Source organism: Gardnerella sp. c10Ua_31 (assembly GCF_055700915.1).
In genome coordinates this window covers 174164-200479 of the sequence record NZ_JANUYG010000001.1, presented here as the reverse complement: position 1 = coordinate 200479, position 26316 = coordinate 174164, and the positions used below count along the sequence as shown (strand labels likewise).

Sequence of the window (26316 nt, the reverse complement as noted above, 5' to 3'; positions counted from 1 at the left end):
TAATAACAAACATAGTGTAAAGTTGTTCATTGTTTGAATATTCCATCCAATTTATTCGGAGATTAGTATGAGTGATGCATGTTCTTCATGCGAATCAAACTCGCATAGTAAGAACGGCGTTCGTGTATCTCGTTGGCTAAGATTTGTTGCTGCGTTTACGTCGCTATCTTTACTAGGATTTTCTAGTGCTTGCGGAACAAGCGATGCGGTTGGGCCAGATCCTCTTTTAGCTCGCAGCTACGACGTTAATCGTATTAAAAAAGATAAAAGTATTGCTGCAATGTTGCCAAAAAAGCTTGTTGAAAGTGGCGAGCTTGTAATGGGTACTAATGTTGGATATGCGCCAGCAGGATTTTATGCTAGAGATGGAAAAACGGTTGTAGGCTACGAAATAGACTTAAACAAAGCGCTAGCAAAATTGATGGGATTAAAGCTTCGCATTGTTCACGCGCCATTTGACGCGATTTTGCCATCTGTTGGAAGCAAATTCGATATTGGAGTTTCGGGATTTACAGTTAGCAAAGAGCGAGAAAAGTCGGTTGATTTTGTAACGTACGCGGATGCTGGTTTGCTTTTTGTTGTTAGAAAAGGCAATCCAACAAATGTGAATCTTAACGACTTATGCGGTAAAAAAGTCTCTGTGCAAGTTGGAACAACAAGCGAAACTCAAATGTATGACGCAAGAGATGTTTGTAAAGTAAGTCGCAAAGCGCCATTAGACGTTCTTGCGTTTAGAGAGCAAACGGATGCTACGACTGCAGTGGTTGCAGGCCGCGCAGATGTTATGTATGCAGATACTCCTGTTTCTAGTTTTGCGATTGAGCAAACGGACGGCCAGTTGGAGCCATTGGGTAAAAGCCGCGATAAAGCTCTTATGGGCATTATTGCTCAAAAAGGAGATGCTCAGCTTGTAGAAGCAATAAAAGCTGGTATTGAAAAGCTAATACAAACGGGCGCGTATCAAGAAATAATGAAGGCGTGGGGTGTTGAAGACGTTATGATTAAGCACCCAGAAGTAAATCCAAAAGTGTGATTCCTGTGTGATTTGCCTTGCTAAATGCTTTCTATGAATGCTTTATATGATTGATTTAGCTATTTAATATTCGCTAGTAGAAACTTTGTATGCTTAGAGTAGGATTAAAAACATGAGTGCTAAAAATAACAACAACGAGCGTATTTTGCCAGTCAAAAAACCTGGACATATTATATCTGGCATTATTGTTGCGATTCTAGCGTGTGCTCTTGTGTATTCAATTGCTACAAATCCGCGATTTGAGTGGGCAATCGTTTGGAAATACATTTTTAACGAGAATGTTCTTGCTGGTATTGGTTGGACTTTGTTGTTGACTTTGCTTTCTATGGTTATTGCGATTGTTTTGGCTGTTTGTTTGGCTATGATGCGTAAGAGTGTTAATCCTGTTTTGCGTGGTGTTAGCTGGTTCTTTATTTGGTTTTTCCGTGGTACGCCTGTTTATACGCAGCTTGTTTTTTGGGGTATGTTTGCGGTTCTTGTTCCTAAGTTGAGTTTGGGTATTCCGTTTACGTCTGTTGAGTTTTTCTCGATTGATTCTAATGTTGTTATGACTTCTTTGAATGCTGCTGTTATTGGTTTGTCTCTTAATGAGGCTGCGTATTTGTCGGAGATTGTTCGTGCTGGCTTGGAGGCTGTGGATGCTGGTCAGGTTGAGGCTGCTCAGGCTTTGGGTATGGGTAGGTCTTTGACTATGCGTAGGGTTGTTTTGCCTCAGGCTATGCGTATTATTGTTCCGCCTTTGGGTAATGAGACTATTGGTATGCTTAAGACTACGTCTTTGGTTTTGGCTGTTCCTTTTACTTTGGAGCTTCAGTTTGCTACTAATGCTGTTGCTAATCGTATTTATAAGCCGATTCCTCTTCTTATTGTTGCTAGTGTTTGGTATTTGGTGATTACGTCTGTTTTGATGGTTTTGCAAGTTATGTTAGAAAAGCATTTTGGCAAAGGATTTGAAGCAAAAGCAGATAGCATTCATAGCAACAGATAGCAGTAATTGCAAAACATAATTCAAAACATAATTGCAAAACATGTAGAAACACACACGTTTTATAACGTAGAATAGAAGATTATGTGTGGAATTGTTGGATACGCAGGTTTTGGCACAGTTTGCGCAAAGCCTTTAGAAGTTTGCTTAAACGGATTAGAACGCTTAGAGTACAGAGGCTATGATTCGTCTGGTGTGGCTCTTGCTGCTCCAGGAATGGATTCTATATGTGTTCGCAAAAAAGCTGGTCGCTTAGCTGTTTTAAGAAAAGATATAGCCGAAAATCCAATGCCAGATGCGAGCGTTGCAATAGGCCACACGCGTTGGGCTACAAATGGCGCTCCATGCGACTTAAACGCGCATCCTCATGTTAGTGCAGACGGAAAAATCGCCCTTATTCACAACGGTATTATTGAAAACGCTATTAGTCTTAAAGAACAAATGCAAAAAGAAGGCATAGAGTTTTCGTCTCAAACAGATACGGAAGTTGCAGCAAAAGCGCTTGGAAAAATCGCGAATCAAATAATTGAAGAAACTGGTAAGCCAGATCTTTTTGAAGCAATAAGACGAGTTGCAAAAATTCTTAAAGGAGCTTTTACTCTACTTGCAGTGGACGTTAGACAGCCTAATATTGTTGCTGCTGTTCGCCATGATTCGCCACTTGTAGTAGGTGTTTCAAATAACGAGTATTTTCTAGGCTCCGATGTTGCTGCTTTTGTTCAATACACAGATAAAGTGCTTGAAGTTGGTCAAGATCAAGCTGTTTTAATCGGAGATATAGAAGGAAACAAAAAAGCGCAGCTTTGTCTTACAGATTTTGACGGAAACGAGATTAAAGATCCTAGCTATTTTACAGTAGACTGGGATGCTTCGGCAGTAGAAAAAGGCGGATGGGATTCCTTTATGGATAAGGAAATCCACGAAGATCCGCATGCTGTAGCTGATACTTTAAGAGGGCGATTCGATGCAAAAGGGAATATTATTCTTGACGAAGTTAGGATTAGTCAAGATGTTTTGCGATCAATCGACAAAATAATAGTTGTGGCTTGTGGAACAGCAAGCTACGCTGGATTAGTTGCAAAATATGCGATTGAACATTGGGTGCGTATTCCAGTAGAAGTGGAGCTGGCTCACGAATTTAGGTACAGAGACCCGATTTTAACGCATAGAACGCTTGTTGTAGCAATTTCGCAGTCTGGCGAAACAATGGACACGTTAATGGCGTTAAGGCATGCGCGTGAGCAGGGTAGTCGCGTGCTGGCAATATGCAACACTCAAGGTTCGAGTATTCCGCGAGAATCGGATGCTGTACTTTACACGCATGCGGGACCGGAAATCGCAGTTGCTTCTACAAAAGCATTTGTTGCACAAATCGTAGCTGCATACATGCTTGGCCTTTATTTGGCTCAAGTCAAAGGAACAATGTACAGGGACGAGATTCAGCAAATCGTGTCTCAGCTTAAAGAAATGCCATCTAAAATCCAAAACGTTTTAGATACACAAACGGATTCAATAATGCAAGCTGCAAAGCGAACAATGGATGCAAAATCGTTCTTGTTCCTTGGCAGGCATGTTGGCTACCCAGTGGCGCTAGAAGGTGCGTTAAAGCTAAAAGAGATTGCGTACACGTTTACAGAAGGTTTTGCTGCAGGAGAGCTAAAGCACGGCCCGATTGCTCTTGTAGATAAGGGAGAGCCAGTTGTTGTTATAGTCCCATCTTCTAGGGGAAGAGACGTTTTGCACGCTAAAGTGATCTCGGGAATCGAAGAGGTTAAGGCTCGTGGAGCGTTTACGATTGCGGTTGCAGAAGATGGCGATCCAGACGCTGAGCGTTACGCAGATATTGTGTTCTGGCGCCCTAAGTGCCCAACATTGCTAAGCCCTCTTGTAGATGTTGTAGCATTGCAACTTTTTGCTATGAATATGGCAAAGCTTAAAGGCTACGACGTTGATAAGCCTAGGAATCTTGCAAAATCCGTAACTGTGGAATAGCAATACAATGAGTGTTATGAGTGCAAGAAGACCGCTCAAAAATCGCAAGCAGATTGCTGACTATTTTGTTAGGCGCATAATAACTGCTGTTTTATGCGTTTTCGCTGTTGTTTTTTGTGCGTCATGCGGATCTGTTGATTCTAGAACTAAAATCACGGTGTGGTCTTGGGAGCCAAGCATGAAGCGGATTGCTGCAGATTTTGAGAAGCAAAATCCAGATATTCGCGTTAGTGTTAAAGACACAAGTGGGTATAGCAATCTTAATAGCGCTATTCAAGATGGTTACGGCATGCCAGACGTTGCTCAAATTGAGTACTATGCATTGCCACAATACGCTGTTAGCGGTCAGCTTCTAGACATTACAGATAGGGTACAAGGAACTCAAACATTTTACACGCAAGGATCATGGTCTTCTGTGCAATTAGGAGGCCGAATATACGGTTTGCCAATGGATTCAGGGCCTTTAGCGTGGTTTTATAATCAAGATGTGTTTAGCCAAGCAGGTGTGGATGCTACACAAATTCACACTTGGAAAGACTACATTCATGCAGCAAGAAAGCTAAAAAATATTGGCGTTTATATTGCTGCAGATTCTGGAGATGCTAGCTTTTACAACGCTATGATTTGGCTTTCTGGCGGACATCCGTTTATAACTTCGCACGACGGAAAAACTGTTACTGTTCGTTTAAGTAAAGATAAAGGAACAAAAGACTTTACAAACTTTTGGCAATTAATGATTGACGAAGACTTAGTGGACACAAGGCTTACAACGTGGACTCCAGCCTGGAAGAGCGCTGTTGGCTCTGGCAATATTGCTTCCGTTTTTGCTGGAGCATGGATGACTTCGCTTTTAATGCACGATATTCCAGGCGGAGCAGGGCTGTGGCGTGTTGCAAGAGTTCCAACAATGGATGGTAAAAATCATAATGCGCAAATGGGCGGATCTGCGCTAAGCGTTTTGCAATCTAGCAGGAAGCCAGAAGCTGCAATGCGTTTTGTTGATTTTGTTTGCCACAATCAACAAGGTATTAAAGAGCGCGTTAGTTCGGGAGCGTTCCCAGCAGATGTTGTAACTCTTAGAGATAGCGCATTTTTGAATAAGACTACTGTTTTGGATTCTAGAGGAATTAAAGTGCCATACTTTGGCGGTCAACGCTTTAATCGCGTCTTTGCGGATGCAGCACAGCATGTGTATACGGGGTACAAGTATTTGCCATTTGAAGTATATTCGCGTAGTGATTTTCGATCCACAGTTGGCTTAGCTTACGATTGGAATCGAAAGTCAAAAGCGCGATTAAATATTAAAGCTATGATTGACGCTGGAATTAAGCAAGATGACGGAAAAGATTTTGTTCTTCCAGACGATCCTGGTCCTAAGATTCGACTTAAAGATGGAATCGCGCTTTGGAAAAAAGACTTAAAAGAATACGGGTATAATCAAGGTTTTGTTGTGCGATAATTATTCGCTAAGACTATGCTCTTTAGGTTTGTAATCCAAAGGAAAAGTCGCTAGCAGCCGATTGTTCTTCTATAAATCTCGTACATTCCCTTAAAAATCAAATTTGGATCGTAGTAATCGATTGCTGTAACGTCTTTTTCAAAAAGTCGCCCTAATCCGCCTGTAGCAACAACCTTAAAAGGCTCATTTATCTCTATTTTGAATTGCTCAATTGTGCGCTCAATGCCCCCGAGGAAGCTGTAGTAGAGGCCAGCTTGCATAGCGGGACGAGTTGATTTTGCAAGAACTGATTTAGGTCGAGAAATCTCCACTTCTGGAAGCTGAGCGGTATTATCCCATAGAGCTGCAGCAGCCGAACTAATTCCCGTGCAAATAAGTCCGCATGTAATAGCTGCGTTTGTATCAACGTAGTTATAAGTTGTAGCAGTTCCAAAATCAATTACTAATACGGGTCCGCCGTATTCATTAAATGCGCCAACGCAATCCGCTAAGCAGTCTGCGCCCAAAGAGCGAGGCTCGTCAATCCTAATATTTACGCCAGTTTTTACTCCAGGGCCCACAATCATAGGGTCGATTTGCAAAAACTTAACAATGCTTGCGCGGAAAGAGTGCATAACTTTTGGAACAACCGAAGCGACAATAACATCTTCAACATCGTTTACACTAAAACCGCTAAGATTTAAGAATTGCGTAATCATAATGCCGTATTCGTCGGAAGTGTGATTTGCCTTTGTAGTCATTCTATATGTGCCAACAATCTTGCCGTTCTCCAAGAATCCAAGCACAATATTTGTGTTACCAATATCGACTGCTAAAAGCATATTCGCCTCCAGTGTGTTTGTTGCGTGTTGCCAAACTTAAGTATGCGCATCTTTAGGCAATACTACATTAATGCTACGTCTGTTGTTGTCAATTTGATTATTTGCTGTCGCTTTAGAAAATCACCATCAAAGTGTGGCGGTGTAGAAGAGTAGGTGATAAAGTCGAAAACAATGGCAGCGAGGCTAGAAAGGAAATGTAAATGATAAATCGTCAAGCAATATTGCATAGGCCACTTTCACAATACGCGTATTCTACGGCAGAATATTGCTTAACAATTCGCTTGCGTGCAGCAAAGAATAATCTTTGTTCATGCGTTTTGCACTACGGAAATCGCGTTGATTTAACTCCGTTAGATCAGTTCCGCACGCTGAAAATGGAAAAGATTGCAAGCGACGATTACTTTGACTACTATGAAGCGAATATAAGCAGCGATTTAGATAGAGTTTGTTATTACTTTGAGATGCAAGATGCGGATGAGCGCTTGTATTTGTACGCCGATACTATTGCGACTGATTTTCCAGAAGATCGTACAGAAGTCTACCAGTTCCCATTTATTCGCCGCGAAGAGATTAGCGACGTTCCGCGTTGGCTTAAAGAGGCTGTTGTTTACAACATTTTCCCAGATAGTTTTGCAGATTCTAAGCGTGGCATAAGTTGCACAGCAAAAGATTATTTTGATGAGAAAACTGGTCAAACTTTGCACACTCGTTTGGGCGGAACAATTAGAGGCATAATCGAAAATCTTGATTATATTGAGGATTTGGGCTTTAATTGCCTGTATTTGAATCCAATTTTTACAGCTGCAGAATACCATCGTTACGATCTTCTTGACTATTACCATGTTTGCCCTAATTTGGGAACGGACGACGATTTTAGGGAGCTTGTTAGCGAGGTTCATAATCGCGGCATGCACATAATTATTGATGGCGTTTTTAATCATTCTAGTTGGTATTTCTTTGCGTTTGACGATGTTGTTAAAAATGGCGAAAATTCGCGATACAAGGATTGGTTCTATGGATTAAAGTTCCCTGTTAAGCGCCCCGAAGATGGCGGGCGTCCAAGCTATACGTGTTTTGCGTATGAGCGTAAAATGCCAAAGCTTAATACTTCTAATCCAAAAGTTCGCGACTATTTTATGGATGTTTGCCGCTATTGGCTTGAAGATTTTGATGTTGACGGTTGGCGTTTAGACGTTGCTAATGAGGTTGATAAAGACTTTTGGCGTGCCTTCCGCTCTGTTGCTAAAAAGACTAAAAAAGATAGTGTGCTAATTGCGGAGATTTGGGAGAATTCTGAGCGTTGGCTGCAAGGAGATATGTTTGACTCCACTATGAACTACGAGTTCCGCAAAGTTTGCCGCGATTTCTTTGCTTTTGGCAAGATTAATGCGCGCGAGTTTAATAGTCGATTTGTGGATATGCTTTTAAGGTACCCATTCCCGATTGTTCAAGGTCAGTTGAATTTGCTTGATAGTCATGACGTTAGTCGCTTTAGGAGCTTGTGCGCGCAAAATTCCGCGGATTCTGGCGATTCTTCTGCGCAAGATGAGCGATTCCGCTTGGCTGAGCTTTGCCTGCTTACATCTGTTGGAACTCCAAGCGTGTTCTATGGGGACGAGCTTGGAATAGTTGGTTTTGAAGAGTGTGATTACCGCGCCGCTATGCCTTGGGCAAATCCTGTAAAGGATAATCGTGACTTGTTCCGCGAACTTATAAACTTGCGTAAAAGTAACGATTGCTTTATTCATGGCAATTTTAGAGTTCTTGACTATGATGAGCGCGGAAAGTTTGTGTTTGCGCGGTCAACTGATTCTAAGCGCGTTGTTGTGGCTTTAAATGCGTTTAATGAGTCTAACGATTCGTTTAGTGGCTTGCCAGATTGTAAGCCGATTATTAGCTACAATTATGATGCTCAAAATCACTCTCTTGGAGCTTTTGGATACGCGATTTTTGAGGTAAAATAGCGATTTAATGGCGATTTAATTGAGTTTTAATAATAAATGTGGCACTTAATCAAGTGATTTAAGTGCCACTTTTATTTACAAGCTTAAGATATTTGCAAATCAAACTACAAATCTAAGAAAAGCTGGTGTATTCTAGTATCTTCGTCAAGCTCTGGGTGGAAAGCTGTTCCGATTTGATTTCCTTGGCGAGCAGCTACAACGTTGCCATTTACTGTTGCAAGAGTCTCGGCATTTGAGCCGACTTGCGCAATATAAGGCGCGCGAATAAATGTCATTGGAACAGATCCAAGATTTCCAAACTCAGATTCGCAATGGAAGCTTCCAAGCTGGCGGCCGTAAGCGTTGCGCTTAACAGTAACGTCTAGCGTGCCAAATCCGCTAACTTCGTTTCCTTCCACGTTTTTTGCAAGTAAAATCAATCCTGCGCAAGTGCCAAGAACAGGCATTCCGCTTGCAATCCTCTCGCGCAAAGGCTCAAGCATATTTTGCTCTTTAAGAAGTTTAGTTTGCACAGTGCTTTCGCCGCCAGGCAAAACAAGGCGGTCAAAAGATTGCTCCAAATCTCGCGCTTGACGAAGCTCAATAACGCGCGCGCCAAGCTTTTCTAGCATTAAACGATGCTCAAGAAAAGCTCCTTGAACAGCTAAAACAGCTACAGTGTGCGCGCAATTATTTGTATTGATAGGTGAGTTTGCCAAAATAATTCGCCTCAATTACTCGTTTTAATTACTCGCCGCGATTAGCCATTAAAAGCTTGATTTCTTGCTCGTTAATGCCAACCATAGCTTCGCCCAAATTCTCGGAAAGTTTAGCAATCATCTTAGCGTCTTTGTAATTAGTCACAGCTTTAACGATTGCAGCAGCGCGCTTTGCTGGGTCTCCAGACTTAAAGATGCCAGAGCCAACGAACACGCCTTCTGCGCCAAGTTGCATCATTAAAGCAGCGTCTGCAGGGGTGGCAACGCCGCCAGCTGCAAAGTTTACAACAGGAAGCTTGCCGTTTTGCGCAACGTACTTTACAAGATCGAAAGGCACGCGCAATGTCTTAGCTTCTTCAAAAAGCTCATCCTCGCGCATGCTTGTAAGCTTGCGGATTGCGGAATTCATCATGCGCATGTGGCGTACTGCCTGAATCACGTCTCCAGTTCCAGGCTCGCCCTTAGTGCGAATCATGGAAGCGCCTTCGTTAATCCTGCGCAAAGCTTCGCCCAAATCCTTAGCGCCGCAAACAAATGGAACTGCGAAATCGCGCTTGTTAATGTGGTACACGTCGTCTGCTGGGCTAAGAACTTCGCTTTCGTCAATGTAGTCAATCTCAATAGCCTCAAGCACTTGCGCTTCTACAAAGTGACCGATTCGGCATTTTGCCATTACAGGAATAGACACAGCTTCTTGGATTCCGTGAATCATAGCTGGGTCGCTCATTCTAGATACGCCGCCAGCTGCGCGAATATCGGCAGGAATGCGTTCCAACGCCATTACAGCGCAAGCTCCAGAATCTTCAGCAATTCGCGCCTGCTCTGGAGTGGTAACGTCCATAATCACTCCGCCCTTAAGCATTTGTGCAAGCTGGCGATTTAGAGCAGTGCGGTCTTGGCCACCGTTATTTTGCGGATCTGAGGATTCGTTTACTGTTACTGTAGTATTCAAGTTTTCTGCCATTATTCCTCGCTTTTTATTGGCGTTTTATTGGCGCATTTTGCATGCATGCTGTGTGTAACATCTTTATGCGTCTGTTATACATTTTTGCAAATATGCAAGCTATCGTATTGTTTTTTGCGCACGTTTGCAAGTTTACGTCTGATGGCATTTAACCACATTCATAGGATATGTGATTAAAATTGCGTTGAATTTTTATAGAATCGCGTTGAATTTTTTACACAATGATGTCAAATTTTTGTAAAAACGTATAAATATCAATTACTTATTAATGATTTATAACCAAGTTTTTAGACTCGCCCTAGTTTTGATTGACTTGCTAGCAAGCTACGATTGTATACGCCGTTGACTTTGTGTTGCAAGTGTTGCAATTAGATAAAGCGACGAGCTTAAACAATTAAATAACAACATAAACAACAATTAAATAAATGTATCTAATTCAATCCAGAAAGGTTTGTTGAATGGATAGCAAAGAACCCAAAGATGGCGCATACTCTAAAGATGCGACCAATAAATTCTATGGGCAAGAAAACGCGCAAGAATCGCAAGCTGGCTTTAGTACAGATGCTTCGCTTAACGCTGCGTCTAAAAGTGCGTATAAAACCAATAAGCGTGGTTTGGGAAAATTCTGGCTTGTTTCTGTAGCAATCGTAGTAATCGCAGTAGTTAGCGCGATTGTTGCAACGCTTACAGGTCCGCAAAAAAATCCTGCAAGTCAAACATCTTCTGCGCAAGTTTCAAATAAAACTGTGTCAATCGGATTAAAACTTGCTCCTACAAATCTCGATATTCGCAATCAATCTGGCTCATCATTGGAGCAATTGTTAATTGGAAACGTGTATGAAGGTCTTGTAGCTAGAAATGCTAAAAATCAGGTTGTTCCATCCCTTGCAGAAAGTTGGAAAATAAGCAAAGATGGCTTAAAATACACTTTCCACATGCGTAAAGGCGTTGTTTTTTCTAATGGGAATAAGCTTACTGCAAAAGATGCTGAGTGGTCTTTTAACGAGCTTGTTGCTAAGAAGTATCGCGGATCAAACATGGTTGGAAAAGTTGAATCTGCTAAAGCTAAAGATGATTACACGTTTGAAATTAAGCTTAAAGAGCCAAATGCAAAGCTTTTGTGGGCGTTGTGCTCTAGAGCTGGCTTAGTTTTCGATAAGCTTGCGAATTATGACGCTAAAACTCAAGCTGTTGGATCTGGTCCATATTTGGTAGAAAAGTTTGTGCCAAACGACCGAGTTGTGTTAAAAGCAAATCCGCGCTATAAGGGCATTAATAAGGCAAAAACTCAAAAAGTTGTTGTTCGCTATTTTGTAGACGATGTTGCTGCTGTAAATGCGCTTTCTTCGGGGTCTGTTCAAGCTTTGGCGCCTATTTCTGGTCAGCTTGCTAAGACTTTTAAGGCGGATTCAAAGCACTATGTTGTTAAAGCTGGAAACACTACCGATAAATTTGTGCTTGCTATGAATATGAATGGTGAGCGAACTAAAGATAAGCGCGTGCGTCAAGCGATTCGCTATGCGATTGACCATAAGCAAATTATTGCTTCGCGCGGAGGTACGGATGCTTTGCTTGGCGGGCCGATTCCTTCTTTGGACCCAGGATATGAGGATTTAACTAAGATTTACGCGCATAATGTTAAGCGTGCTAAGTCGTTAATGAAGGAAGCTGGTTTTAGTGAGTCGAATCCTTTGCATCTTTCGCTTACTTACCCGAATATTTATGGAACGCAACTTGGTGAGCAGCTAAGATCTCAATTAAAGCAAATTGGCATTGATCTTAAGGTAAACGTTGTTGAATTTACTACTTGGCTTCACGACGTTTATAACAATAAAAACTACGATTTGTCTATGGTAGATCACAATGAAAGCCATGATTTTGGCCAGTGGGCAGATCCTAAGTATTACTACGGTTACAACAATAAGCAAGTTCAGGATTTGTATGCTAAGGCAATGCTTTGCGCGAATACTAAGGAGTCTAATAAGCTTCTTGCAAAAGCTGCGCGAATCGTTAGCCAAGATGCTCCTGCAGATTGGTTGCTTAACTATAAGGTTGTTACAGCTAAGGTAAAGAATCTTGATGGCATGCCTTTTGACATTAATCAGGTTCTTTTGCCGCTATACAACTTGCGACTTAAGTGATTTGTTCTAAATTTCCCGATTTTGTTGCTCAAAACCGCAAAATCACGTACAAAAAGCGGAAATTCTCGGGAACATTAGATTAAGTAAGGGGTTTGTATGAAGCGCATGATTCTTCGACGCATCGCGTTGTTTTTTGTAGCGCTGCTATTTATTTCTGCAATCGTATTTCTTGCTCTTAGGGTTTTACCTGGAGACGTTGCTCAAGTTATGGCTGGCTTAAACGCGCCAGATGGAAAAGTTGAGCAATTAAGACGCGATTTAGGATTAAACAAGCCCCTTTTTGTTCAATATTTAGAGTGGATTTTTGGCGTTTTTAGAGGCGATTTTGGTGTTTCAATGCTTACAGGTCGCTCCGTTGCATCCACTATTGCTATGCGTGCTAGCATAACTTTTCCGCTCATTTTTCTTGGACTTTTAATTGCGCTCGCAATTGGTATTCCTCTTGGATGCTTGCAAGTTTTGCATTCTGGCAAGTCTTTGCAAGGCTTTTTAAGGTTTTGTGCGATTGCAGGCGGATCTGTTCCTGCTCTTTGGGGCGGAATGATTTTAATCATGATTTTTGGCAATGGCATTGGTTTGGTTGGGATTTTTCCTACTCAAGGTTTTCCAACAGACGGTTGGCGCGATTTTGGTAGCGCATTTTTGTCTTTGATTCTTCCAGCTCTAACAGTTGGCGTTATTGTTGGATCTGGTTTTATGCGTTACACTTCAGCATCATTAGAGCATATTTCTAATAGCGACATTGCTTTGCAAGCTATGGCTTGTGGAATGACTAAAAAGCAAATGATTTGGCGAGTTGGCTTGCGATTAGCGTTGCCGCAGCTTGTGTCTGTAATCGGATTGACTTTTGCACATATGATTATGGGTGTAATGGTTATTGAAAATCTGTTTTCGCTTCCTGGAATGGGCATGGGTCTTGTGCGCGATGTTGGCTTGCGAGATCTTATATCTGTTCAAGGAAATCTTTTTATGCTTTCTGCATTGTTCTTGCTTGTTGGATTTGCGATTGACGTGTTGCATCGTTTGCTGGATTCAAGACTTAGCCAAGATTCGAGTGGGGAGTGATTCGTGTGAGCGGTAATTCGAGCAGTGATTTAAGTGGGGGGCAATTCAAGCAATGATTAAGTTTTTAAGACGCATTTGGCGCGGAGTTATTGGAAAATTCGTTTGCATTATTTTGTGCTTGTGGATTTTTGTAGCTGCGCTTTCTTTTGTGTGGACGCCCTACTCTCTTCTAGAAACAAACGGGTACGAGGTATGGCAAAAGCCTTCTCTAAAGCATTGGCTTGGCACAGATGGAACGGGTGCAGATATGCTTAGCTGGCTTATGGCTGGTTCTAGAGTAGAGATTTTGCTTGTTATTTCAACAGTTGCGATTGCAAGCGTTGTTGGGTTTGTGATTTTAAGCTTTACGATTTGCCGCGTTCAAAAAATTCGTTCCGTAAGCATTATGGCAGTAGACGCTTTAATTTCTATTCCAACAGTTTTGATTGCGCTTATGCTTGCTGTACCTCTTGGAGCATCCGTTCTTGTAATCATGCTTGCATGCGGATTTGGATATGGCTTAAATCTTGCTCGTATCTTGCGACCAAGTGCTGTTCTTGTTCTTAAGTCTAATTATGTTGATTGCGCTGTTTCTAATGGTGCTAACAGAAGTTATGTTTTGCTAAAGCATGTTTTTCCTAATATTTTGCCTATCGCTTCCGTTCAGCTTTCGCTTTCTGCAGGAACTGTTATTTTAGCGGAAAGCGGATTGACTTATTTAGGTGTTGGTGTTCCTTCGGGAGTGCCGAGCTGGGGTCGCGTTCTTTCTACTTCGGTTACTTTGATTCACGTTTATCCGCTTGCGGCTCTATGGCCTGGACTTGTTGTTACATTAACAGTTTTGTCTCTTAATCTTTTTGGCGATGTTTTAAGAAGTGCTACAAATCCAGCGAATAGGGAGTCTAAGAATGAGTCTTGATATAAAAGGATTATCGCTTAGCATTGGATCTTCGCGCATTTTAAGTGATGTTTCACTTAACGTTAAAGATGGCGAGCGCGTTGGGCTAGTTGGATCTTCTGGCTCTGGTAAATCAATGCTTTTAAGAGCTGCGATTGGCTTAGTTCCGTCTAATTGCAAAATCACTGGCTCTTGCCATGTTGGCAATGCCCAAACTGTTGGCGCTAACGATTCTGCGCTTGCAAACATTCGCGGTAAGTATGTTGGCGTTGTTTTTCAGCAAGCGGATCGTGCTCTTAACCCTATTATGAGTGTTAGCGAGCAAATCGCCTTACCTCTTAGGCTCCACTACAATTTAGACGAAGACGATATTCAAAATCGTGTTAAAGTTATGCTTGAAAAAGTTGGTTTAGGCGCGAATATTTTGAATAAGCGCACTTTTGAGCTTTCGGGTGGGCAAATGCAACGAGTTGGGATTGCTACAGCGCTTATAACTTGCCCTAAGTTGATTCTTGCAGACGAGCCGACTACTGCTCTTGATTCTGTTACGCAAAAAGATGTTGTGAATATGCTCACTTCTTTAGTTGATAATATGGGCGCTTCAATGCTTTTTGTTACTCACGATTTTTCGGTTCTTTCTAGCGCTGCTACTCGTTGTTATGTTTTGGATTCTGGGCGATTAGTCGATAGTGCGCGTGTTGATGAATTGCTAGAAAATCCTAAGGTTCACTCTACTAAGCAACTTGTTTTTGCAGCGCGCGCTTTAAGTCTTAGTAAAAATTCTTCGAGTTTTTATGACAATGATTTAAGTTTTGATAATAAAAGCGATTCAAATAGGAATGATTCTTCTAAAGATGATTGCATTTTTAACGCTAAAAACATTCACGTTGTTTTAGGAAGCTCAAAAAACCGCGTTGAAGCATTAAAAGGCGTTGACTTTAATCTTAAAGTTGGCGAATCTTTAGCTTTAATTGGCGGATCTGGAAGTGGTAAAACAACTTTGATTCGCTCTTTACTTGGATTGCAAGAAATAAGCGAAGGAAGAATAGAGTATTGCGGCAAAGTTGTCGAAACTGTTGAAAACGCTAAAAAGTTAAATTTGAAAGATTCTGCTTACGTAAATATGAGAAGACAATGTTCGCTTGTATTTCAGCATCCTTTTGCAGCTTTAGACCCGCGTTGGACAGTTAGAAAAAGCGTTGCTGAGCCGCTTGAAATATGGCGTAAAAACATGAGTTTTGATTCAAATACTGTTGATTCACGTGATGTTGATTCACATGATGTTGATTCACATGCTATTGACTCTAAAGTGGATGATGTTTTGAATTTAGTTGGATTAGATCCTAAAGTTTTTGCTGGAAGATATCCGTGCGAGCTTTCTGGCGGACAGGCTCAATGCGTTGCGATTGCTAGAGCGCTAATCAATAATCCTAGAGTTTTGGTTGCAGATGAGCCAATGAGCGCAATCGATGTTGCTGAGCGCACAAGAATCTTAGATGCTTTTAATGTGATTCGCGCAAATCGCCCTAATATGGCGTGCGTATTTGTTAGCCACGATCTTGGTATGATTCAGCATTTGGCGTCTAGCGTTGTTGTTCTAAAAGATGGCGTTGTTGTTGAATCTGGGCGTGTAAGTCAAATTTTGACTAATCCAAAACATAGCTACACTCGCGAACTTATTGATGCTGCTACTTTGTAAGTCTGTATTTGTAAGTATTGCAAGTTTGCAAGCAAATAAGTGTTGCAAGTTTAATAAAAAATATTTTTTAGATTCGCGTTTATGTGTGTTTGGCAAGAATAGCGTCTAATATTATTTAGTAATCGTTATTTACGCATGGATTTTGCGCATACATTTTGCGCATGAATATAAGTTAGGATGGAATAAGATGAGCGAAAATCAAAACAATCAGCCGACTCCTCGTCCAGAAAGCTTTGAGCTTGACCACACTAAAGTTAAAGCTCCATATGTTCGCTACATTGACACTCAAAAAGGCCCGAATGGAGATGTTATTTCTAACTACGATATTCGCTTAACTCAGCCTAATCAAGAAGCTATTCCTACGGGCGCTTTGCACACTATCGAGCACACGATTGCTGTTCTTTTGCGCCAGCGCATTGAAGGCTACATTGATTGCTCTCCATTTGGTTGCCGTACAGGATTCCACCTTTTAACTTGGGGCACTCATAGCACAGAAGATGTTGCGCGCGCGTTAAAGGAATCGCTTGAATTTATTGCGTATAAAGCTACTTGGGATGATGTTCCAGCTACAACTATTGAGTCTTGCGGAAACTACCGCGATCATAGCTTATTTGGAGCGCGTCAATGGTGCAAAGATATTTTAGACAAGGGCATTAGCTCCGATCCTTTTGAGCGTAAGATTGTGTGATTTGTTGCGTTTAATTGTGTAAGACTGTAAAATCGCCATATTCTAAGCATAGGGGGGTGTATGTGTGAAATAAGATTGAAGAAAGCAACTCTTAGCGATCTAAAAGATATTGAAAATATTTATGAGAGAGCAAGAGTGTTTATGGTAAATAATGGCAATCCTCATCAATGGGGAGATTGCTTTCCTCTAACATCTAGTGTTATAGAAGATATTCGTTTGAACCGTTTTAATCTTCTTGTAGACACGGACCCAGACTTTGGTGAAGAGCGCATTTTGGCGCAATTTGCACTGTGCGAGGGACTTGATGAAGTCTACGCAAAGATTGATGGAGCGTGGCTAGATGACGTTTTGCCATACGTTACAATCCATAGGCTTGCATCTTCGGGAGTTAAGCCAAAAATGGCAAGCGAGTGTTTAAGATGGGCTAAGCGCAATTACTCTAATGTTAGAATCGATACTCATCCCGACAACTTGATTATGCAAAAAGTTATTTTGCGAGAAGGCTTTAGCAAGTGTGGTCTTGTTGTAATTCCAGATCGAGCGCATAGTGCAACTAGAATCGCGTATCAATGGTTGCGCTCGCATAATCATGTAATACGGTATTAGAAGTATTGCAGTATTGAAATGTAAGTCAAAAAATACTTGCATATATAGTAGATAAAAATAAATATAAAAGTAAAAATAAATATAAAGCTAAAAGTAAAGCTAAAAGTAAAACTAAAACTAAAACTAAAAGTAAAGGCGTGAGATATGTGTAAAAATTCGAGTATCCAAGCGATTTTGCAAGAAAACTATGCTCGCGCCTTAAGTACATACCCTGGGCAGGTAATTGTTGATCTAAAAGCGCTAAGAGATAATATGCGAACTCTTGTTGAGCGCGTTTCTAAAGATTTGAAGCCTGGTCAAAAGTCGCCAGCAGTTATGGGAGTTGTTAAAGCAGACGCTTATGGTCACGGGCTTATTCCTAGTGCGCTCGCAGCTTTAGCAGGAGGAGCAACTTGGCTTGGCACGGCTCAGCCTTATGAGGCTTTACGTCTTCGTAAATGTGGAATTGACTCAAGCAGATGCCGTATTCTTACGTGGCTTACTAGCGCTCCAACGTCTCTTTTTGCGGATTTAATAAAAGCAGATATTGATATTTCTGTTGGCTCACTTGATTCTATTGACGCTGTTGCGCTAGCTGCTAAATCGCTTGGTGCTGCTGCACGCGTGCACGTTAAGGTAGATACGGGATTTGGCAGAAACGGTTTTACGCCTGCTGGTTTTAGTGATGCTTTAGAAAAACTTAGCGAATATTCTAGCCAGGGATTAATCGAAGTTATTGGGCAATGGAGTCACTTGGCTGTTGCTGATTGCCCAGACGTTCCAGAGTTTGTTGCATCTACAGATAGGCAAATTGAGCAATTCCACGATTTTACTCGAAGAATGCGCGAAGCTGGGTTGGAGCCTAAAATCCGACATTTAGCTAATACAGCTGCAACTCTTAACAGGCCAGAGATACGATTTGAGCTTGTTCGACCAGGAATTGGATTATATGGATACGAGCCAGACCCTGTTATGGGAGCGCCTCAAACTTACGACTTGCGTCCAGCTATGACTTTACAAGCGCAATTAGGAACAGTTAAATCTGTAGAAGCAGGTCATGGTATTTCGTACGGCCGCACGTATTTAACGCCAGACAATACAAGCACAGCAATAGTTCCACTTGGATATGCAGATGGTATTTTGCGCGCATCTAGCGGATTCGATATGCAAGGATCTCGTCATGTTAATAAGCCTGGAGGACCTGTGCGCGTGGAAACTAAGAACGGCGCTAGGATTTTGCATGTTTCTGGGCGCGTTTGCATGGATCAATTTATTGTTGACTTAAAAGGCAGCGCTAAAGGGCTTGGAATTAAAGAAGGAGATACGGTCAGGCTTTTTGGCCCAGGCAGAGGCCTTGAATATGCGGAGCCAACGGCAGACGATTGGGCGGCGGCTGCAGGAACAATAAGCTACGAGATTATGACTGGGATTGGCTCTAGAGTTCCGCGATTGTATAAGAATGCTTACGAAGTTTTGCCTGAAAAAGACATAAAAATGTTGGATGAAAAAAGCTTAATATAGCAATCTTGCGATTTTGCGATTATCTGAATTGCTATTGGCTAATTTATGATTGGCTACTTGCGATTAGTGGAGGAGGTTTTTAATGTGTAACGATGTGATTGCTTCCGATAACGAAGTTGTTGGAGAATACAGCTTGCACGATACTGAGCGCTGGGCTAGCGAGCCTCACCACACGCGCGCTCGCACACCATTTGAGCGAGACAGAGCTAGAATAATCCACTCTTCAGCGCTTAGAAGACTCGGCGCTAAAAGTCAAGTGCTTGTAGCAGGCTCCGACGATTTTGCTCGCACGCGTTTAACTCACACTTTGGAAGTTGCGCAAATTGGTCGCCAGATTGCTGCAATGCTTGGAGCAGATCCAGATGTTGTAGATTGCGCTTGCTTAGCTCACGACTTAGGTCATCCTCCTTTTGGTCACAATGGCGAGCGCGCGCTTGCTCAAATCGCAAGCAATATTGGTGGCTTTGAAGGAAATGCTCAAACTCTTAGACTTTTAACGCGCTTAGAGCCTAAAGTTTTTAGAGAAAATGGCGCTAGCGCAGGCGTAAATCTTACGCGTGCAAGCTTGGATGCTGCTGTTAAATATCCTTGGGGTTTTGATGAAGCAAAAGCGCACGATAAAGGCGAGCGCGATCTAAAATTCTGCGTTTACCCAGACGATAGGGAAGTTTTTGATTGGCTAAAGTCTGGCTCTCCGCGCGAATCGAAGCCTATAGAGTGCCAAATTATGGATCTTTCCGACGATATTGCGTACAGTGTTCACGATATTGAAGACGCGATTGTGACTGGCGCTTTTAATACGGAGCTTGTTTGGGATTCAAGCGTTGCGGATCAAGTTGTTCAAGAAGCTCATAATTGGTACGGCAGCCAGTGGGATGCGGATAGTCTTTTGGCGGCTTTTAAGCGTTTGCGTTCTCTTAACATGTTCCCTGATTCTTATGACGGCTCTAGAAGGTCGCTAGCTCATCTAAAGAATATTACTAGTGCTTTAATCGGCAGGTTTGCAAGCTCTGTTGAGCGAGCAACTCGAGAAAAATACGGCAACGGCGCTTTAATTCGCTACCGCGCAAACGTTGTGATTCCGCCAGAAACATCTTACGAGATAATCGTTCTTAAAAGCTTGGCTGTGCATTTTATAATCCAACCTAGAGAGCGCGAGTTTTATAGGCGTGAGCAAAAGATTCTAACGGATTTGGTGGAGGTGTTTATGAGCAAGTCTCCGCGAGCACACGATGCTATGGAATCTGTGTTTATAAGCGATTGGAATGCTTGCTCTAGCGAAGACGAGCGTTTAAGAGTTGCGATTGATCAAGTTGCAAGTCTTACAGATGGATCTGCTACAGCTCTTCATGCCGCTTTGTGCTAAACTACGAGTTTTTCATAGAGTGTCTGTAGCCTTCGGCTTGCGATAAGCTAGAGACTATGGCTGGAATGATTGTAAAAGAAGACGTTGAGCGTGTGCGCGCTGCTGCAGATTTGTATGATATTGTGTCTGCGACTGTTACGCTTAAGCCTTCTGGAACGGGTACTTTTGTGGGGCTTTGCCCGTTTCACGATGAAAAAACGCCTAGTTTTAGCGTTCGTCCAAGCTTGGGTGTCTGGCATTGCTTTGGTTGCGGTGCTGGCGGAGATGTTTTTAAGTATGTTGAGCAAAAAGAAAACATTGATTTTCGCGAGGCAGTAGAGCTGTTGGCAGACCGCTACCACATTGAAGTTCATTATGACAAATCGCAGGATGCTAAAGATAATTCGCATGCTGGCTCCAAGCGCGCTCGTCTTATAGAAGCAAACGAGGAAGCTCAACGGTTTTTTGCGTCTCAAATCAACTCTAAAGAAGCGTCTGCAGCTCGTAGTTTGCTTGCAGGGCGCAATTTTACTCAAGCACAATGCGAGCGTTTTGGTTGCGGATATGCGCCAAACGGGTGGGATAATCTTGTTCGCTATTTGTCTAATAAAGGTTTTACTCGTCAAGAATTATTAGACGCAGGCTTAGCTCGCCAAGGTCAGCGCGGAATTTACGATTACTTTCGCGGCCGATTAACGTGGCCTATTCGCGATTCTACAGGCCGCACTTTGGGCTTTGGCGCTAGAAGGCTTTATGATGATGATTCTATTAGTGCAAAGTACATTAACACTCCAGACACTGTATTGTATAGAAAAACGCAAGTTCTTTACGGAATTGACATTGCTAAGTCGAATATTGTTAAAAAGCGCCAGGTTGTGATTGTGGAAGGCTACACGGATGTTATGGCTTGCCATTTAGCTGGTGTAGATACTGCTGTTGCAACTTGCGGAACGGCTTTTGGCGCGGAGCATGCGAAGATTATTCGCCGACTTATTGCCGACGATTCTTTGGGAGCGATTCAACTTGTGGGGCCTGTAAAAGTAGAAGGTCAAAAAGTTAGCTCGCGTATTGTTTTTACTTTTGATGGAGATGCGGCAGGCCAGAAAGCTGCTTTGCACGCTTTTGGCTTAGATTCAGCGTTTTTAACACAGACTTTTGTTGCTGTTGCAGATAATAACTTAGACCCTTGCGATTTGCGTATTCAAAGGGGAGACGAGGCTGTTCGCTCTTTGATTGCGCGCGCTAATCCTCTTTACGATTTTGTAATTGACACTGTTATTCGCCGTTTTGATACGTCTTTTGCAACAGGTCAGATGGGTGCTGTTAAGGCGGTTGCTCCTCTTGTTGCGCAAATTCGAGACAGGTCTTTGCTGGACTTATACACTAGAAAAGCTGTTAGAAATATTGGTGTTGATTTAGACGTTATGCGTAGGGAAGTGGAGTCTGCTAGAAGGCGATTGCACGTTGTAGACGATGACGCTTATTCTAAAGGCTATGCTTCTAGCGTTTATGCGGATTCTCGCGTGTTTGATCAGCGTTCTCAAAGCATGAATGAAGCTGCTGTAAAAACATCCATGCTTAGAAGTGCGTACAAGAATCAAAGCTATTACAAGGTTGACGATTCCGTGTTTATGTGCGAACAGCAGTTTATGGCTGTTCTTATGCAATCTCCTCTAGCGTTTAGCGGCCAACTTTTTGCGCATCTTACTTTGAATAATTTTATTACGCCAGTTTTTAGAACACTTTTCCAGGCTTTTGTGGCTTCTGGAGGCTTGCCTAGCACAAATATTAGCCAAGGTCTTTGGTTGCACACTATTACTAAGGCTGCAGGCCCTATGTTAGAAGGCGTTATTAACGAGCTTTCTGTAATGCCTTTGCCATTGTCTCTAAGCAAAGGCTTAAGTGGAGCTTCTTCCATTAACTCGTCGGCTGCTTACGATTATAGTGGCGAAGGCACTAAAGGCGGGCCATCCAGTCTTTTGCGTGTTCCTAGCGAAGAAGAACAAAAGTATGCAAACGAGTTGCTTATTAAGCTTTTAGACGTTGGTTTTATGCGAAAAATCGGAGCTATTAAGCTTAGAATGAGTAAGTTAGAAGATGGGAGTGAAAAGCTTAATCTTTTAGGTCAGATTACTAGATTAGAATCTGCTCGAAAAGATCTTCAATCACAAATTCTATAAGATTTATCAATTACTTGTTTTGTCTTTATATACAGAGATACGTTATTTATGTATAAATGCGTAGTTGTGTAAGAAAGAAGTGTAGGAACAATGTTTTTATTACCTGAGCAGCAATTAAATCGCTGTACAAGAGTTATGCAACAACGCTTATACCCGTATATAAATACTGTTCTATTGCACTGTAAAATTCGAGCCTATGAGATTGCTGGAGAACCTATTTCTTCTAGCGAATTCTTCTCTAAGTTAAAAAGAAACGATATTGTGTTTCACTCATTTAATGTTCCAGGCGTTTGGGGAACAACTTGGGGCACAACGTGGTTTGAAATTACAGGGTCGATTGATTTTTCAAAGGTAAAAGGGCGCAAAGTTGAGCTAAATGTTGATTTAGGTTGGATTAGCAATCTTTTTCCTGGTTTTCAAGCCGAAGGATTAGTGTATAACGTTGACGGAAGAGTTATAAAAGCTGTAAACCCTTGTAATCATTGGGTTCCATTGATTGATGAACATAACAATCGTTCGATTAGTATTGATGAAAATGGTAATTTTACTTTATATTTGGAAGCTGCAGACAATCCGTTTGTTGAAGGAGCTACTCCGTTTTCTCCTACTGATTTAGGAGAGCGTGCTACTGGAAAAACTGAATGCCAATATATGTTGAAGTATATTGACGTTACTGTTTTTAATCGCAATATTTTTGATTATTACATGGATCTTGAGACTGTAAGTTCTTTGATGCGCGAGTTAAGCGATGATAATCCGCGTTATTGGAAACTAGCTAAAGCTTTACAGAACTCCTTAAACGCGTATGATGAGCATGATTCTTCTACTGTTCAAAATGCTCGTAAAGAGTTGCATGATGTATTAAGTCAGCCTGCTGCAGCAAGTTCTATAAAGCATATTGCTGTTGGGCATGCTCATATTGATTCTGCTTGGCAATGGCCTGTGCGAGAGACGCATAGAAAGGTTGCGCGCACAGTATCTAATGTTTTGGCTCTTATGGATGAGGACCCTGATTTTACTTATGCTATGAGTTCTGCTCAACAATACGAGTGGCTAGAAAACGAGCATCCTGATTTGTTTGAGCGTATGAAAAATAGGATTAAAGAAGGGCGTTTTATACCTGTTGGAGGTATGTGGGTTGAGTCTGATGTAATGATGCCATGTGGTGAATCTTTAATTCGCCAAATGACTTTTGGTAAGCGCTATTTTAAGGAGCATCTTGGCACCGATCCGCATGGTATTTGGCTGCCAGACAGTTTTGGCTATACAGGTGCATTGCCTCAACTCGCTCGTCTCGCTGGTTTTGATTGGTTCTTAACTCAAAAGCTCTCTTGGAATGATACCACTAAATTCCCGCATCATTCTTTCCTTTGGGAGGGAATAGATGGTTCTAGGATTTTGGCTCATTTCCCTCCATCTAATACTTATGCTTCATCTGTTAGCATGCATGAGTTAGTTTATTCTCAGCGCAATTTTTTGGATAAAGATTTATCTGATAACGCAATATTGCTATACGGTTTTGGCGACGGCGGTGGCGGCCCTACTCGCGAGATGACTGCTCGTATTAGGCGTGATCGTAATTTAGAGGGTGTTCCTAGAGTTGATTTCGGCACTCCTGATGAGTTGTTTGAAAAAATACGAAAAGATATTGTTGACGATTCAAATGGTGATACACCAGTGTTTAAGGGTGAGCTTTATCTAGAGTTGCATAGAAAAACTCTTACTTCTCAGCAAGATATGAAGCGCTATTGTCGCATGGAGGAATCATTGTTGCGCGTTGCTGAATATCTTGTTGTTTTAGCTCGAGTTTATGCTCCAGAATACCGTTTTAATAATGATGAGCTTACTAGAATTTGGAAGACTTTATTATTGAACCAGTTCCACGATATTCTTCCAGGCTCTGCTATTGCATGGGTTCATAGGCAAGCTAGAGAAGAATATGCTAGAGATATTTCTTGTTTACGTAAAATTATTTCAGATCTTGCTAATGCGATTGTAAAAGCTAGCAGCACTAGCAGCGCGATTAATATGCGTAAAAATGTAAAGTTATTGACTTATACAGGTAAAAATGATGTTGCTTGGAATTTATATCAATGCAATGAAAGCAGTAAAAATAATAAAACAACTGTAAAACACAAAAATGATGGTGGAATAATTCTTAATAATAGTGTTTTAAGCGTGATTATTGAACGCGATGGCACAGTATCTTCCGTTAAAGATATTAAATTTAATCGTGAGCTAATTCCATCCGGTTATCGCATGGCGCAATACGAGATACTAAAAGATGAGCCATCTCAGTGGGATGCGTGGGATATTGAGCGAGACGCATTTATGCGTAATCGTAAGATTGATGATTCTTCAATTGTTTGTGTTAAAGAACTTTTATCGGGCGGTGTGTCTGTTGAAGTCTTGGCATGTAAAAAAGATGTTAAGATTCAAACAAATATAATTTTAGAGCCATGCGTTAAACGACTTGATTTCCATGCTCAAGTTGATTGGAATGCTAAAGAGCAATTTCTAAAAGTAGATATGCCAACATCTATATGTTCAAATAATGCGCAATATGAGTGTCAATATGGTTTAGTTGAACGTCCAATAGTAAAAAATACTCGTAGTGATGATGCAAAATTCGAGTCATGCACGCATAGGTTTGTTCGCATAGAAGATTCCTCTTATGCTGTTGCTGTTGCGAATTCGTCTACTTATGGCGCTGATGCTTCTCCTATTGGCGATTATTCTTCATCTTATGGAACTATGCTCAGATTATCTTTGCTTTCTGCGCCTCTTTACCCAGATTCGAATACCGATCAAGGTAAGCACGAATTTACTTGGTCATTTATTGCTGATGCAAATATGGATTCAGTTCTAAGCACAGCTAATCTTTTGAATTCGCCAATCATTGATATGCTACCAGAAGTCGATCCGCTGTTTACGATTCGCAGAAACTCAGGTCTAATTGCATTAGATTGGGTTAAGCTGGCCGATGATTGTTCTGGAGATATAATCTTACGTATTCACGAGCCATCTGGTGGATACGCAAATGGGCAAATAAAACTCAATAAAATCTTGCGTGCGGCTTCGATTGAAGAAGTGGATCTTATGGAAATGCCAGTGTTGCACGGTATGCCTATAGCTTTGCACAAGAATAACGATGAGTTAAATATAGAATTACGTCCTTTTCAGCTATGCTCATTGCGTATTCACGTTACATCTGAAACTACAGTTTCTATTAATTGATAGGATGTTGAGAGTTTATGAAAAATAAAGGAATTTATTCTAAAAAGAAAATAATAATAGATACAGATTGTGGTTCGGATGATGCTATGGCAATTGCCATGGCTTTAAATGATCCTAGATATGAGATATTAATGTTTTGCACTGTATCAGGAAACGTGTGCATGGAACAAGCGACTATTAATACGCTTACTACTATCGAGCATGCTGGTTCATATGAGCCACCTGTATATAAAGGAAGCAGAAGCATGCTCTTACGCGATTTGGCTTATGCTCATGAAACTCATGGTAGAGATGGAATGGGTGATATTGGTCTAGTGCCTCATCGTTTGAAAGAAAGTAATGGTAATGCTGTTTTGAAAATGATTGAAACTTTGAGAAACAGTGAAGATGGTGAAATAGACATTATTGCATTAGGGCCATTAACTAACATTGCTCTAGCTATTAAGGTTGATTATGAAGCGATGAAGAAAGTTGGTCGCATAGTCGTTATGGGATCTGCTGGTTTAGGCCGTGGAAATGTTTCTCCTGTAGCAGAATTCAATATTTGGCAAGATGCAGAAGCTGCAAAGATATTAGTTGATTCTGGTCTTAAAAATATTATGTTTGTTGGATGGGACGCATGCTTGGGAGAATGTATGCTGAATCCACAAGAAATTGCTAATATTCGCAAAAGTGGAGAACTCGGTAAGTTTGTTATTGATTGTAATAGGGAATTAATGGAAATGAATGTTAGCCGTTTTGGTGATGCTTATCTAGATATGGCTGATCCATCTGCCGTTGCCGCTGCGTTATATCCTGAATGTATAAGCGAGTGCACAAAATATTATTGCCAAGTTGATGCAACTCCTGGACCAAGTTATGGCTCAGTTCTTGTTGATGCTAATTTCTTCTCTGGTAAAACTCCGAATGTTGAAATATGTAGTAGGCTTAATCCCGAAAAATATAAAAATTACATTTATCGTACTTTGCATGTTGTAGATTAGCAAAATTTGTTTTTACCAACATGCTTTCTATATTGAAATAATATTTAAATACGACCGAGTTTGTTTATGGATATTCACA

At 41.4% G+C, this 26316-nt stretch carries 19 protein-coding genes; 16 read left to right on the top strand and 3 right to left on the bottom strand.

What is annotated here, in order from left to right; all coding sequences use genetic code 11:
• The first annotated feature begins 67 nt into the window (after nucleotides 1-67).
• The 4 genes from NYP55_RS00825 to NYP55_RS00810 all read left to right on the top strand — a co-directional run bounded on the left by NYP55_RS00825 (nucleotide 68) and on the right by NYP55_RS00810 (nucleotide 5469).
• Nucleotides 68-1033: an ABC transporter substrate-binding protein gene (locus NYP55_RS00825; RefSeq protein ID WP_004130648.1), complete on the top strand. Its 966-nt coding sequence runs from the start codon at nucleotides 68-70 to the stop codon at nucleotides 1031-1033.
• A 112-nt stretch (nucleotides 1034-1145) separates the two neighbouring features.
• The gene (locus NYP55_RS00820) at nucleotides 1146-2021 is read left to right on the top strand and encodes an amino acid ABC transporter permease (protein WP_101896603.1); all 876 of its coding nucleotides are present in this window, start codon (nucleotides 1146-1148) and stop codon (nucleotides 2019-2021) included.
• 81 nt (nucleotides 2022-2102) lie between these two features.
• Nucleotides 2103-4010, top strand: coding sequence for a glutamine--fructose-6-phosphate transaminase (isomerizing) (glmS, locus tag NYP55_RS00815; protein ID WP_102705037.1), 1908 nt, complete (start codon nucleotides 2103-2105; stop codon nucleotides 4008-4010).
• 16 nt (nucleotides 4011-4026) lie between these two features.
• Nucleotides 4027-5469 carry an extracellular solute-binding protein gene (locus tag NYP55_RS00810; protein WP_472781428.1) on the top strand — a complete coding sequence of 481 codons (1443 nt, stop codon included), beginning with the start codon at nucleotides 4027-4029 and terminating at the stop codon, nucleotides 5467-5469.
• 50 nt (nucleotides 5470-5519) lie between these two features.
• Here NYP55_RS00810 and NYP55_RS00805 read toward each other — a convergent pair whose 3' ends face one another.
• Complete coding sequence (locus NYP55_RS00805) at nucleotides 5520-6290, bottom strand: type III pantothenate kinase (RefSeq protein WP_472781427.1); 771 nt, start codon at nucleotides 6288-6290, stop codon at nucleotides 5520-5522.
• A 200-nt stretch (nucleotides 6291-6490) separates the two neighbouring features.
• On the opposite strand from NYP55_RS00805, the gene NYP55_RS00800 reads away from it, so the two are divergent.
• Nucleotides 6491-8254, top strand: coding sequence for a glycoside hydrolase family 13 protein (locus NYP55_RS00800; RefSeq protein ID WP_472781426.1), 1764 nt, complete (start codon nucleotides 6491-6493; stop codon nucleotides 8252-8254).
• A 104-nt stretch (nucleotides 8255-8358) separates the two neighbouring features.
• Here the strand turns inward: NYP55_RS00800 and pdxT are convergent, their stop codons facing one another.
• Together pdxT and pdxS are read right to left on the bottom strand one after the other, a co-directional pair.
• Nucleotides 8359-8958, bottom strand: a complete 600-nt coding sequence (pdxT, locus tag NYP55_RS00795; protein WP_472781515.1) for a pyridoxal 5'-phosphate synthase glutaminase subunit PdxT — start codon at nucleotides 8956-8958, stop codon at nucleotides 8359-8361.
• A gap of 22 nt (nucleotides 8959-8980) precedes the next feature.
• Nucleotides 8981-9916, bottom strand: coding sequence for a pyridoxal 5'-phosphate synthase lyase subunit PdxS (gene pdxS, locus NYP55_RS00790; protein WP_415695865.1), 936 nt, complete (start codon nucleotides 9914-9916; stop codon nucleotides 8981-8983).
• 458 nt (nucleotides 9917-10374) lie between these two features.
• On the opposite strand from pdxS, the gene NYP55_RS00785 reads away from it, so the two are divergent.
• The 11 genes from NYP55_RS00785 (at nucleotide 10375) to NYP55_RS00735 (ending at nucleotide 26237) form a co-directional block, all read left to right on the top strand.
• Nucleotides 10375-12057: an ABC transporter substrate-binding protein gene (locus NYP55_RS00785; RefSeq protein WP_472781425.1), complete on the top strand. Its 1683-nt coding sequence runs from the start codon at nucleotides 10375-10377 to the stop codon at nucleotides 12055-12057.
• Nucleotides 12058-12153: 96 nt separating this feature from the next.
• Entirely contained in the window at nucleotides 12154-13122 is a 969-nt protein-coding gene (locus tag NYP55_RS00780; RefSeq protein WP_472781424.1) for an ABC transporter permease, read from the top strand.
• A gap of 52 nt (nucleotides 13123-13174) precedes the next feature.
• On the top strand, nucleotides 13175-14020 hold the full coding sequence (locus NYP55_RS00775; protein WP_472781423.1) for an ABC transporter permease: 846 nt from the start codon (nucleotides 13175-13177) through the stop codon (nucleotides 14018-14020).
• On the top strand, nucleotides 14010-15698 hold the full coding sequence (locus tag NYP55_RS00770; protein ID WP_427898421.1) for an ABC transporter ATP-binding protein: 1689 nt from the start codon (nucleotides 14010-14012) through the stop codon (nucleotides 15696-15698). Before NYP55_RS00775 ends, NYP55_RS00770 begins: the two co-directional genes overlap by 11 nt.
• Before the next feature lie 187 nt (nucleotides 15699-15885).
• The gene (locus tag NYP55_RS00765; protein WP_004126097.1) at nucleotides 15886-16386 is read left to right on the top strand and encodes an S-ribosylhomocysteine lyase; all 501 of its coding nucleotides are present in this window, start codon (nucleotides 15886-15888) and stop codon (nucleotides 16384-16386) included.
• A gap of 60 nt (nucleotides 16387-16446) precedes the next feature.
• Nucleotides 16447-16992: an N-acetyltransferase gene (locus tag NYP55_RS00760; protein WP_472781422.1), complete on the top strand. Its 546-nt coding sequence runs from the start codon at nucleotides 16447-16449 to the stop codon at nucleotides 16990-16992.
• A 144-nt stretch (nucleotides 16993-17136) separates the two neighbouring features.
• Nucleotides 17137-18492, top strand: a complete 1356-nt coding sequence (gene alr, locus NYP55_RS00755; protein WP_472781421.1) for an alanine racemase — start codon at nucleotides 17137-17139, stop codon at nucleotides 18490-18492.
• Between the two features lie 82 nt (nucleotides 18493-18574).
• Nucleotides 18575-19858, top strand: a complete 1284-nt coding sequence (locus tag NYP55_RS00750) for a deoxyguanosinetriphosphate triphosphohydrolase (RefSeq protein WP_020759001.1) — start codon at nucleotides 18575-18577, stop codon at nucleotides 19856-19858.
• Between the two features lie 56 nt (nucleotides 19859-19914).
• Nucleotides 19915-22017, top strand: a complete 2103-nt coding sequence (gene dnaG, locus NYP55_RS00745; RefSeq protein WP_101896595.1) for a DNA primase — start codon at nucleotides 19915-19917, stop codon at nucleotides 22015-22017.
• A gap of 90 nt (nucleotides 22018-22107) precedes the next feature.
• The gene (locus NYP55_RS00740; RefSeq protein WP_165845262.1) at nucleotides 22108-25254 is read left to right on the top strand and encodes an alpha-mannosidase; all 3147 of its coding nucleotides are present in this window, start codon (nucleotides 22108-22110) and stop codon (nucleotides 25252-25254) included.
• 17 nt (nucleotides 25255-25271) lie between these two features.
• Nucleotides 25272-26237 (top strand): nucleoside hydrolase, encoded by a 966-nt coding sequence (locus NYP55_RS00735; protein ID WP_115793897.1) that lies wholly within the window; start codon nucleotides 25272-25274, stop codon nucleotides 26235-26237.
• Nucleotides 26238-26316: the final 79 nt, after the last annotated feature.